Annotated in this window: 8 protein-coding genes; 7 read left to right on the top strand and 1 reads right to left on the bottom strand. The window is 44.9% G+C overall.

Translation table 11 applies throughout. From position 1 onward, the window contains the following. The coding region (locus tag Q3O60_RS15940) for a serine/threonine-protein kinase (RefSeq protein ID WP_305894927.1) at positions 1-2,048 on the bottom strand (2,048 nt) is incomplete at its 3' end. A 724-nt stretch (positions 2,049-2,772) separates the two neighbouring features. Between Q3O60_RS15940 and tagH the strand changes: the two genes are divergently transcribed. Genes tagH through Q3O60_RS15905 form a run of 7 tightly spaced genes read left to right on the top strand, consistent with a single transcriptional unit; the run spans position 2,773 to position 12,321 of the window. After that, positions 2,773-4,029 carry a type VI secretion system-associated FHA domain protein TagH gene (gene tagH, locus Q3O60_RS15935; protein WP_305894926.1) on the top strand — a complete coding sequence of 419 codons (1,257 nt, stop codon included), beginning with the start codon at positions 2,773-2,775 and terminating at the stop codon, positions 4,027-4,029. A 17-nt stretch (positions 4,030-4,046) separates the two neighbouring features. Next, complete coding sequence (gene tssJ, locus Q3O60_RS15930; protein WP_305894925.1) at positions 4,047-4,532, top strand: type VI secretion system lipoprotein TssJ; 486 nt, start codon at positions 4,047-4,049, stop codon at positions 4,530-4,532. A gap of 23 nt (positions 4,533-4,555) precedes the next feature. Continuing rightward, on the top strand, positions 4,556-5,884 hold the full coding sequence (gene tssK, locus Q3O60_RS15925; protein ID WP_305894924.1) for a type VI secretion system baseplate subunit TssK: 1,329 nt from the start codon (positions 4,556-4,558) through the stop codon (positions 5,882-5,884). 29 nt (positions 5,885-5,913) lie between these two features. Continuing rightward, positions 5,914-7,239, top strand: coding sequence for a type VI secretion system protein TssL, long form (gene tssL / locus Q3O60_RS15920; protein WP_305894923.1), 1,326 nt, complete (start codon positions 5,914-5,916; stop codon positions 7,237-7,239). A 20-nt stretch (positions 7,240-7,259) separates the two neighbouring features. After that, a complete protein-coding gene (gene tssM, locus Q3O60_RS15915) occupies positions 7,260-10,811 on the top strand; it encodes a type VI secretion system membrane subunit TssM (protein ID WP_305894922.1) in 3,552 nt (1,183 codons plus the stop codon). Beyond that, entirely contained in the window at positions 10,793-11,527 is a 735-nt protein-coding gene (gene tagF / locus Q3O60_RS15910) for a type VI secretion system-associated protein TagF (RefSeq protein ID WP_305894921.1), read from the top strand. Before tssM ends, tagF begins: the two co-directional genes overlap by 19 nt. Then, positions 11,482-12,321: a PP2C family protein-serine/threonine phosphatase gene (locus tag Q3O60_RS15905; protein WP_305894920.1), complete on the top strand. Its 840-nt coding sequence runs from the start codon at positions 11,482-11,484 to the stop codon at positions 12,319-12,321. The genes tagF and Q3O60_RS15905 overlap by 46 nt, the downstream gene beginning before the upstream one ends. Positions 12,322-12,323 lie beyond the last annotated feature (2 nt).

The following is a 12,323-nucleotide window of genomic DNA, read 5'->3' as shown; positions in this document are numbered from 1 at the left end:
ACCATAAGCTCATTAGCTCGTCGCATTAACCTCTCGGCATTACGTACCTGGTGTGTTTTTAATAGCTCGCCTGATAGTGCCAGGTATTTATCTGCTAACTGCTTTCGCAAACGAACACTTAGCTCAAAATCATTGGGCAACACGTCTTCAAATTGTTGCCATTGCTCATAGACGGCATCGACTTCAGATGCTCTTGCACTTTGCTCGAGTTGAGCTGACATTTCGTTGAAGCTATGTAAATAAAACACTTCTGCAGCGGTGTAGGGGAATTCTGTATTCACTCCTTGTTCCATTGCATCTTGATAGGCTGCCATTGCATCAATTGCAGCTTGCATTTGAACTCCTTGCTCAAGGGCTGGCTGTGCTGGCTCGCTGGCATAAAAAACAGCTTGGCCAATGGCGACTAATTCCTGCAATCGCGGCGCATTATGGCTTGCCATGGCTTGTCCAAATTCGTCTAAGAAAATTTCGACAGCATCTTCACTTGGCAGTGGTTGAAAGTCTGGTTCAATGCGCCTTAAATCGGCAAGCACTTGAAATGGGTTATTCCTATCGCCATCATTTTGATACTTTTGCGCTAATAATAGTGTGGTTAATTGATTTTGAAGTATCTCAATAGAGCTTTGTTTACTGCGTGCAACCCGGTTACGTACACTCGCCAACTGATGTGAATCTGGGTAAAGCTGGCTGGCTTGATCCGTCAAACGCTCAATGGCCCGATAGTTTGGGTAGCGCTCAGTTCGCTCACTGAACAATGCATCGATGCTCTGCTCAAAATAATTTAACAGTTCAGTCGAGTGATAGGTGAGTAATCCGGAAGGTATAATAGGATTCTGATCCGTTAGCTTTTCAAGCTCTTGCAATACATCTTCAGGCGAAAGTTGCAATAGTGAGTATTGGTAATCCAACTTTTGCTGGTAAGTACTAAGATCGCTTTGTAAATCATGCAGGGTTGCTTGATTGTCTTGGTATACATAGAGCATGCCTGATAAAGCAGCAACGCTTGCGATGGCGCCGAGTAACAATGGAAATGTCGATCGTTCAAGCCGTCGAGTGAGTTGCCCGACAGAAGTTAAACGCTTGTTGCTCTCGAACGCCAGTGCCTGGCGCAATGCAATCCACTGCAATGGACTGAGGTGAGCAGGCTTCTTTGCCTTTTTGCCTTCTTGTTGTGCCTTATCAGCAGGCGTGCGATCAAAAGGGTGCTTACTGGTTAAAAGCTCATAGGTTAAGCAGGCAAACGAATACACATCATCTGCTGGAGTAGGAACTTCCCCTTTGAGGAGCTCCATGCTGGCATAAGCTGGTGTATAGCCATTGACAGGTGTGGACTGAGACAGGTTTTCTGCAGCATAGATATCTACGTTTTGTTGTAGCTTTTGCGCAACGCCAAAATCGAGCAATTTTACATGGCCTTTGCTATCCAGCATGATATTTGCTGGTTTAAGATCTGCGTGCACAATCCCTTGCTGATGCGCATATTCTAAACCTGCAGCAATTTGCTCAAGCAGTTTCATTGCTGATTTCAGAGGTAAGCCTTTCGGTTTATAACGATTGATGACTTGCTCAAGCGTTTCTCCATCCAAATACTCCATCACTAAAAAGTAGGTATCTCCCTCGGAGCTTACATCGAACAAGCGGATAATATTAGGATGAGCCAATTGCTGTGTCTTGCGAGCTTCTTGCAATAAAAGCTGCAATGCTTCAGGCTGGTTAACAAACTGTTTTTGCAAGACTTTGATGGCGACATAAGGCTCTGCAATACCGGCTTGCTCTAAAAACGTATCACGAGCTCGGTAAATGTGGCTAATCCCACCAGTTCCTAACAAGCTTTCAATCAAGTAACGTTTTTGCAAAAGCGTTCCTTGAATCAGCTGTGTTGGCTGTTCCGAGCTCAGTGAAGCCGAGGCGGTAGAGTGCAGACGTGTGCGGTTATCAGCTTCAGCCTGAAGGTTCTCATCTTGCTGTGTCGGTGAAGTGGCTTCAAATGCGGGTATAAGATCAGCATTCTCAGTCATATTATGATCGGTTGATTTTTTACTGGTCATTGTGATGCTCTATTCCTTGTCATGAACTTTTCAAGCCCTGAAACCATATGAACCATAAATTTTACTTAATTATTCACCTTCAATCAATTGTTCACTTTAAAGTAATTTTGTTAGTATGGCGAGGAAGGCAATAAAGTGATTGTTAATACTCTATAGTTTATAAGCCAGACTGCGATCATTCTCACTGAATCTTAAGGAGAGTTTTATGGAAGATACTCAATTAACATCTGCATATCATGGAGTCTATGTTCATGATATATGGGGTAATTTATACTTATTCAGTCATGATCTCCTTACTTGCCATGACCTCGGAGACTGTGAACTTCCGCTATTGAATAGCCGGATTCATGTTGAGTATTTTCTGCATCAGATTGAGCCTGCGGCCACACGAGTCGAGATATGGCGAAATTTGTACCGGTATGCACAAGTGGATGGACAGCATGGGATTGCTCCTTCTCCCGCTCAAATGTTAAGTAAATTGGCGTCAGTTGTCACGGATGGTGGATTGCGGTTATTCAAGATAAAGGACGGCTCGGCCAATACGTTGTTCACTTAAGTGTTAATGCATGTATTGCTAATTTATTGGCCATTAAATTAATTGAAGGTTAACATTCAAGTTGACCATCACTCTCTCGAAAGTTATAATCCCTCAGATTTTTAACATAACTAGAGCTCGCGTCCCTTCCTATTGGAGGGCTGATCATTTAAGGAAGAGGTAATCAGAATGTGGCTTGAACTTTCCGTGGTTAGCTACCACCGCCTATCACCCCGTTTACAATCAGTGATGAGATTTGATGCAGAAGGGGGAACGATAGGTCGTTCTGATGAAGCCAGTTGGCAGCTGGCAGATCCTGAACGAATTGTATCAGGCACCCATGCACTGATTGGCTTTGATAACACCGGCTTTTACATAGAAGATCGGTCAACCAATGGGTTATTTGTTAACAGTCCCTCCGACTTAGTTGGTAAAGGAAATCGCCGTTATCTCAAAGAAAAAGATACCCTGCTACTTGGGGATTATGAGTTACAGGTGAGCCGTATTGATTTACAGCAAATGCAGGCCAGCGTGACAAGCCAGGTGGTAGTAGAAGAAGCTGAACTCGCTGCAGTGACAGAATCAGCCATGACTTCTCAGCAATCAAATGCAAACTTATCAGGTGTTCTGACCCATGACTTGCTTGATCATAGCTCAGCGCCTTCTTCACAAGATTTTGATTCACAGTTGGACGATTTTTTTCATATTCAGCCACTTATTCCTGACGATTGGTCGGAAGAGCTGCCGCAGGATGTCACAAAACAAGAGAGCAATGCTGTTTTTGGTACTGTGGGCGTACCCTTGCAACAGACTGATACCGAACTAAATACGTCTTCAACATCCTCCTTGACCATATCGGATGAAAGGAAAGTTAGGGCCTTCATGCAAGGCTTAGAGTTAACTGCTGAACAAATAGCTATGCTTGACCAATCCGAGCAGAGCTGGCAGCAACTTGGCGAAGCATTAAGAGCCTCTTTAGATGGGTTGATGGTCATGATGAGAGCTCGCTCTCAAATCAAGAACACCCTGCGGGTCAACCAAACTACCTTTCAAGCTCGCGAAAATAATCCATTGAAATTTTCTGCCAGTTTCCAGGATGTGTTTCATACCTTATTCGAAAACAATAACACGGGTTTCTTAAAGCCTAAGCAATCTGTGCAATCCGCATTTCAAGATATTACCAAGCACGAAAGCGCCTTGGTTGCGGCAAGCAGTGCTTCAGCACAAGCATTATTGGAGCGATTATCTCCTGTGTCTATCCGCACCAAGGATGTAGGAAGTGGGGTATTTGATAAGTTGAGTCCACTTCATGTGAAATCCAGATATTGGGCGATGTACGAGCTGTACCACAAAGAGTTAACTGAGCAAGTTAAAAAGAACTCGAAACGAGGCTTCAGTGAAGATTTCATTGACGCTTATGAGCATTCCATCAAATCCGACGAATAAAAGACTAAGGGCCCGTTATGAAAGTATTAGGTTATGGTATAGCTGTGCTTATTGCATCGCTTTTTTTAGCGTCATGTCAGGTCATGTACTCTACTTTTCCGCCTTCAACAACACTGCACTTTCGAGTAGCTCATGATTTGAACCCTGATCAAAACGAGCGACCTTCACCTGTGATCGTAAAGGTGTATGAGCTTGCTTCTAAAACTGTTTTTGAGAATCAGGATTTTTTTGCTCTGTATGACGACCCATCTGCTGTGCTTCGAACCGACTTATTAAAAAAAGATGAATTCGTATTCGAGCCTGGCCAATCTAGCGAGTCGAGAATGGAGCTCCACCCCGCGACTAAGGCCGTTGGCGTTATTGTTGCTTACCGTGATATTGAGAATGCGCGCTGGCGTGCAGTGGTGGATGTAAAGCCTACCGGATATGACGACCGATATGTATTTCTCGAATCATTGGCTGTTTACATCCGTGAGCACGATACCACCAAACGTCAACGTTAAACTTCACAGTACAGGATGAACCAATGAGTCAGTTAAATCGAGTGGCGTGGCTGGAAGGTATTTTTCTAAGGCCTCAACATTTTCAGCAACAAGAACGTTTTTTGAATCATCGCTTGCAAAGAGCCTGTGAGTTTTTAATGCCACTTGGCTGGGGTATTTCAAGTGTAGAGGTGGATGAAAGTAAGCTGCGGTTTGGTCAGTTTGCATTGAGTAATCTGAATGCTATTCTTCCTGATGGTTATTTGCTTGAACTCCCTCTCGTCGATCCGGTACCTGATCCTATTGAAGTCCCCAAAACATCTCGCGATGAAGTAGTGTATTTATGCGTTGCTATGGATAAGCCATCTGGGCATAACATCGCTGAAATGGATAGCTCGGATATTACCCGCTTTGCCTTCCATGATGCCGAGATAATCGATTCAACTCAACCTGATTTATCAGTCGAAACCATTCAACTGGCAAAAGCTCGATGCTTTTTAAAGCGTGAAAGCCAAGAGCGAGGTGGCTTCATTAGTATTCCTCTGGCCAAAATCAAAGAAGTTTCAGATGAGGGTGAAATTAAGCTCGATGCTAAGTACATTCCACCCATGCTTAATATCCACCACAACCCGGTACTTAGTCACTTTATTGAAGAAGTATTGGGTATGCTGAAGCAGCGCGCTGATGCCTTGGCTCTTCGCATTGGTAAAGGGCAGGGCACCGCCAACTCGATTGCTGACTTTTTGATGCTGCAAATGCTTAACCGCTATGAACCTGTATTAAGGCATTTACAGCAAAACATGACGACTCACCCTGAGACGTTATACACCACTATCATTGCTTTGGCTGGCGAACTTGCAACCTTTACCACTAAAGAAAAACGGGCTCAGTCGTTCCCGCCATATCAGCATCAAGACCTTACCAGTGTTTTTGGGAATTTACTGGTCATTCTCAATCAAACACTGAGCGTTGTATTAGAGCAAACCGCACAAGCATTGCCACTTAAAATGGGTAAGTTCGGCATTATGGTTTCAACACTGGCCGATAAGGGCGTGTTGGATAGTGCTCAATTTATCGTTGCTATCTCAGCCGATGTCCCTACTGAAGATCTGCGTAAACACTTACCTTCGCGCATTAAAATTGGGCCGGTAGAGCATATCCGTGAATTGGTGAATAACCAGCTACCTGGCATAGCCATAACAGGTTTACCTGTGGCGCCGCGACAAGTTCCTTATCAGGCTGGATATCACTACTTTCAATTAGAAAAGAACAGCATTTATTGGGAGAAGCTTGCCAGCAGTGGTGGGCTTGCACTTCATATTTCAGGAAATTATCCAGGGCTTAATGTTGAGCTTTGGGCAATTAAGTCGTAGCCAGACGAGTGGCAACAGGAAGGTATTCTATGACGGACCAAACAGTTCTTAAGCCCCGGCCAGGTGGACGAAAACCAGCGAAGCAAGCTGCAGAGTTTCATGCTGAACCACCTTCAGAACCGAATAAAGACAAAACAAGGTTAGCAGCTGCAACACCTTCTCAGCAAGCGACTGCGCAGCGACAGCCTTCTTTATTAATCAGCGATAACCCATTGATTGAGGAAGCTGGTGACTTATTCTCATTGATCGGGCCTATTCGAAGTACAGCCTCACACCCTGATGTCATGGGCTTGAAGGGGCATTGTATTGAGCTGATTCAGCAATACGAGCAACGTTTGAAACTTCGGGGTATTGGTGCTGATGAAATAAGAAATGCTCGTTACTGCTTGTGTTCTTTTATTGATGAATCTGTTTTAAATACCAACTGGGGAAGTGACAGTGATTGGGCGTCGTTTAGCCTGCTGTCAAATTTCTATCAGGAAACCTTCGGTGGGGCCTATTTTTTTACACTGCTCGATAATGCCTTGATGGATCCAAAAACTCATATTCAATTGATTGAGCTGATGTATCTCTGCTTGTCATTTGGTTTTGTTGGCAAGATGCGGATTGCAGAGCAAGGGTATGAGCAGCTGAATGCCATTAAAGATCGAGTTTATAAAGCCATAAAATCTGAACGAGGTGAGCCGCCTCGTGAACTTGCTCCTGATTGGCAATCTTCAGTGCTTGTAGTGGATCGCAGCCATGAGAGCTTTCCATTGTGGGTTATTTGTTCAGTGGTTGCGGCTTTGCTGTTATGTGGCTATCTGTATCTCAGCTATTTAATTAATGAGCGCTCAGATCACGTCAATAGGGAGTTAGTGGCCCTCGTTCAATTACCAGAGCAATCCGATGTGATTACTGCGACCAACAGTGCTGTAACGCAAGAGACCCGGCGATTATCACAATTACTTCAAACAGAAATAAATAGAAATCTTATCGAAATTATTGAGCTGCCGGACAGGGTCACCATTCGGGTGGGCAATGATCAGCTGTTTTCATCAGGCAGCACCAGCATCACTGAAGGCTTCTTGCCTGTTGTGCATAAAATCGCCCGTTCATTAGAAGGGGCTGACGGCCGAATATTGGTCAACGGCTATACCGATGATCTGCCCATTTTTTCCAGCCGCTATCCTTCCAATTGGCACTTATCACTGGCCAGAGCCAACTCAATGGCTGATGCATTGGCGGCAGGGGCTGATTTACGAGGGCGCTTATGGCCGGAGGGTCGGGGAGATGTCGATCCATTGGTACCCAATGACACCGCAGAAAATCGGGCGCGTAATCGCCGGGTTGAAATTGACTTATTACCAAACTGATCAGGAAAGGAAGCCTCATAATGCGTTTACATAGGTTTTGGCAAACACTGGTGCGTATCATCCGAACGGGCTGGCTAATGAAATTATTGGGCTTGATCGCTGTAGCCTTATTAATATGGTTTGGCGGTCCCATGATTGCAATAGCCGGATATGAGCCTCTGGCATCGGCTAGCGCTAGAATCATTACCCTTTTAATGATGGTTATAATATGGGGCGCCTGGTATTACATCAGTCGTATTCGAGAGCGTAAAACACATCATCAAGCGGTGGAAGAGTTACTCAATAATGAGTTAGGTGAACAGCAAAATAGTGTGGCTCAGCATGATATTGAAGTGCTTCGGGAGCGCATACACAAGGCATTGGAAATCTTAAAACATGCCAGCTTTGGTCAAAACAAAGATACCTATCACTTACCTTGGTATATGTTAATTGGGCCACCGGGTTCTGGAAAAACAACCACGTTACACAATTCTGGGCTAGAGTTTCCGCTGCGCGAACAAATGGGCATCGATTCAATTGAAGGTATTGGCGGCACTCGTCAGTGTGATTGGTGGTTTACCAATAAAGCTGTATTTATTGATACGGCAGGCCGATATACCACTCAAGACAGCCACAATCAGCAAGATGCCGGTGCCTGGAAAGGATTTCTTGGCTTGCTTAGAAAGTACCGCCCCAAACGTCCCATCAATGGTGTGATCGTTTTTGCTAGTCTGGCTGAGCTACTCAAACAAACCAGAACCGAGCGAAACCTGCACGCCAGAGCTATCAAGCAGCGGATTCAGGAGTTGCAAAACCAGCTTGGTATGACGTTCCCTGTTTACGTGCTGTTAACGAAAGCCGATCTAATTGCAGGTTTCTCTGAGTTTTTTGATGACTTATCAGCCGAGGAAACTGAGCAGGTATGGGGCATGACCTTTCATCCTGATCAAGCTACCGACGATAAAGGAGAGATCGGTCTATTTAATAAAGAGTTTCACACCATGCTCAAGCGCTTGCAAATGCGCTTATTTAGCCGTTTACAATACGAGCATACTATCGAGAATCGGAACGCAATTTTTGAGTTTCCTCGTCAATTACGCAGTGCGCAAAGTGCTGCTGATGAATTTTTAAAAGAAATTTTCTCACCAAACCCATTCGAAAAGCCCATCATGCTGCGTGGGATCTATGTTGTGAGTGCTACGCAACAGGGGATACCCATTGATCAAATTAGCCAACAACTGAGCCATAACCTGCAGTTGGCTGAGTTACCGAAGCGCCAATTAACCGGTGAAGGTAAGGGCTTTTTTATTAAAAGGTTATTCGAAAGCATCATCGTACCTGAGCGAGAGTTGGCATCGGTTAACTTACGTCACCATACGAAAGTCAGATGGCTACGCCACGGTGCTTTAGCCATGACCGCTATCGGTGCCGTAGTATTGTCAACATTATGGGTAAGAAGTTATCAGTGGAATGTCGGGCTGATCGATCAAATTACAGCTGCAGTCACACATTATCAAACCAGCAGTGCTTCCCTGCAAAGTGCTCCTGATGATCTTTATTCACTCAATGAGCGCCTGCAAGTACTCAGAGCTTTACCTGCTGGTTTCGATGGTAACTTGCCGGAAAATGGCCCTCGTGATTTAGGGTTGTACCAAGGCAATAAGCTTGGGCATTCTGCGCGGAGTGCCTATCAAAAAGCCTTAATTGCTGACTTTGGCCCCTTCCTCACTATGGCATTGTCTGAAGAGATGCAAACCAACGCGCGCCATAGAGATTATCTGTATGAGACATTACGCAGTTATTTAATGCTATTCAAGCCAGATCACTTCGAAGCAGAACACATTCAAGAATGGTTTGAACTGTATCTGGGGCGTAAATTGGCGTCTGAACTGCATGCAGATTTACGTCACAATCTGACGCTACATCTTAAAGCGTATCTCAAAGGTGGGATCAGCGGCTTAACCTATGATGCCAAACTAGTGAGTCAGGTTCGGGATGATTTAATGAATGTTCCTCTGGCAGAGAGAGCTTATCAACGTATTAAAACTGAATTATTGCAAAGCCATATACCCGATTTTTCTTTGGCGGATGTATTAGGCTCTGAGAGCTTGCGTGTAGTGTCCAGAAAGAGCGGAGCATCATTACAAGAAGGCATTCCGGGCTTATTTACCTATCAAGGCTATCATGGCCTGTTTAATACTGAGAAGAATCGAATTATACGCCAGCTGATGGAAGATAGCTGGGTCTATGGTGAAGATGAAACCATTGATGCTAAGCAAGTGGATAGTGCACTCACGACGATGGTAAACCAAAAGTATTATCAGGATTACATTCACTATTGGCAGGCGCTAATTCAGGATATTAGCATTGTTCCCTTTGATACTTTAGAGCATGGTTTATTCGTCACACGAACACTGAGTGGACACGAAGAACCTATCCAAAGAATTATCAAGGCTATCCAGAGTCAGGTCCAGTTAACCGAGTTGCCCGATTCAGAAGAAATGCAAATGGCGGCTGACGTTGCCGGCCGCGTTGCTCGTACTCAGTTTTCATCACAACACAATCGTATGAGTCGGTTGTTGCCTGACGAGCTGCCAAATCTGAATAGAAACCGGCCTGGGCAAGAGGTTGAATCAGCGTTTCGCTCACTGCTTTCTATCGAGGCGGAGCACTTTGATCATATGGCCAATGTCATACGATCCAATCATGAGTTCCTTGAACAACTCTATCAGCCGGGCAATATGGCACGCCAAGCGTACATGAATCGTTTGCAAAATCGCGACAGTAACCAGATGAACCTAACCCTACGTAGGTTGCGAGAAGATATTCCAGCACCGTTCAGCGATTGGGTATCTCAGATTTATTCAGGAAGTTCGGTATTGATTGCTGATGGCAGTAAACAGCATATCAATGAAGCCTGGCGAGGAACCGTGCTGAACGAGTTTAACCGCTTAATTGCAAACCGTTACCCAATCAATCGCACTAGCTCAAATGAAATTAAGGTGAGAGATTTTGAGAGATTTTTTGGATATGGCGGCATTTTAGAGACGTTCTTTGACGAATACCTTCGCCCCTTTGTCAATATGCAGCGCCGAGAGTGGACCTTTAAGCAAGATATAGGCATCAACCCAGCTGTTTTGCGTACTTTTCAACGAGCACACCGGATCCGTCAGGCCTTTTTTGAAGATGGTAGTCAGAATTTGAGTGTCGGATTTAATTTACGTCCCGTCTTTTTGGATCAGCATATTACGCATTTATTACTGGAGGTTGATGGTCAGACGCTGTCCTATCGGCATGGGCCAACTAGAGCACAGCATTTTGTCTGGCCTGGTGATCGGAGTCGCCAGCAAACCAGGCTGGTATTTACTCCTGCCAATTCAGGCTTACCCACGAGTAGAAAAATTGAAGGGGAATGGTCTTGGTTTCGTTTCCTTGATGAGCAAACCAGACTTCGCTCAGAAACAAAACAAGATGGGTTGCTGTATGTATCAGAGCAGAGTAATCAAGCGCAAATTCAGATTTTACCTGACTCAGTTAACAATCCATTTTGGAATAGTGATTTGGAGGGATTCAATTGTCCAGCCAATTTGTAAAAGAGGGCGCCGGTTTTTGTGGCAAAGTGCCCGTATTAGGTGATTTTCTTCATGAAGGTTTAGCCATTGAGTTTAATGACTGCTGGAATGAGTGGATGCGCGCAGCTTTGGCCGTTAGTAAAGAGCAACTTGGCACTCAGTGGCTGGACTATTACCTGACAAGCCCCGTTTGGCACTTTGCCTTATCTGAAGGCAGCTGTGGACCCGAAGCTATGATCGGTACCATGATCCCTAGTATCGACAAAGTAGGGCGCCATTACCCATTGATTATGGCGAAGCCGGCTGTACAGAACCCCATTACATGCCGGTCCCAGCCACAATGGTGTCAGGAGTTTGAAGACTTTATCTTACGCACTTTGGATGATGATTTTAGTATTCAGAGTTGGCGCACTGAATTGCAACAATTCACGTTTTCATTGCCAAATAGCCAAGTACCTGCCGGGCACCTTGGTCATGCTGAACAAAAAGTTCAGAACTGGTTACTGCATGGTGCTTTAACCATGGATAACAACGCATTACTGCACAGCTTATTAAGACAGCAGTTTGGTCAGTACTGCTTATGGTGGACCGAAGGATCAGAGCATATTGATGCTGTTTGCCTTATTTCAAAAGGGTTACCTCTGATCAGCCAGTACGCATCCATGCTCGATGGTCAGTGGGATGAGCGTGGTTGGCTGTTGAAGCCGCTGCATGCAGCGAGGGAACAGGAGCAATGATGTCAGTCATATCGCATGGGCAAAGTCATAAAGGACTAGTCAGACAACTCAACGAAGATGCTTGCTTGCTATTGCCTGACTACAAAGTTTGGGTGGTAGCTGATGGGATGGGCGGTCATGCCGCAGGTGATGTGGCCAGCCAATTAGTGGTAGATACCATTCGCGAACAGGTCATGAATGCCAAATCGCTGGAGCCAGCAATCATTAAAACCGCTTTAGAGCTAGCGAATGAAAAAGTGGTGGCCTATTGTCAACAAAATGCACAAGGAGACGTCGGTGGGTCTACCGTCGTTGTGTTGCTATTTTGCCGCGAGCAATATCACGTTTTTTGGCTGGGCGATAGTCGCTTATATTTGTTGCGAGCCGGTAAGTTACAACAAATAACACGAGATCATAGTCAGGTTAACGATATGGTTGAGCAAGGTCTGATATCTGCAGAGCAGGCAGAATCGCACGAGCTCGCCAATGTAATCACTCGAGCGGTCGGCGTTGAAGGCTCTGTTGAGGTTGCCAGTTTAAGTGGTGATATCCGAACCGGGGATATTTTCTTACTCTGTACGGATGGCCTCAACAAGGAAATTCCCGACCACGAGATAGAAGGTTACCTGAATCACAGTGATATAGAAGCAGCCAACAGGGCACTGATCCATATGACATTAGTAGCAGGCGCAAGAGATAATGTTACATGCATTTTGGTAAAAGTTAATGAATTAAGTGAAAGCTGTTCAACTGAACACTTTATTAGCGATTCATGTATAAAAACAATCCCAATATCATTTAAAAGTAAATTTTAGTT

Origin of the sequence: Alkalimonas collagenimarina (assembly GCF_030717845.1) — a bacterium.
Taxonomy (GTDB): Bacteria; Pseudomonadota; Gammaproteobacteria; order Enterobacterales; family Alteromonadaceae; genus Alkalimonas; species Alkalimonas collagenimarina.
The sequence above is the reverse complement of the archived record's forward strand: the minus strand, read 5'-3'. Positions and strand labels throughout refer to the sequence as shown.

Bases quoted from the DNA above. Each gene is read 5' to 3' on its own strand.
- tssL (WP_305894923.1), top strand. From the start codon at position 5,914: ATGACGGACCAAACAGTTCTTAAGCCCCGGCCAGGTGGACGAAAACCA.
- tagH (WP_305894926.1), top strand. From the start codon at position 2,773: ATGTGGCTTGAACTTTCCGTGGTTAGCTACCACCGCCTATCACCCCGT.
- tssK (WP_305894924.1), top strand. From the start codon at position 4,556: ATGAGTCAGTTAAATCGAGTGGCGTGGCTGGAAGGTATTTTTCTAAGG.
- tssM (WP_305894922.1), top strand. From the start codon at position 7,260: ATGCGTTTACATAGGTTTTGGCAAACACTGGTGCGTATCATCCGAACG.
- tssJ (WP_305894925.1), top strand. From the start codon at position 4,047: ATGAAAGTATTAGGTTATGGTATAGCTGTGCTTATTGCATCGCTTTTT.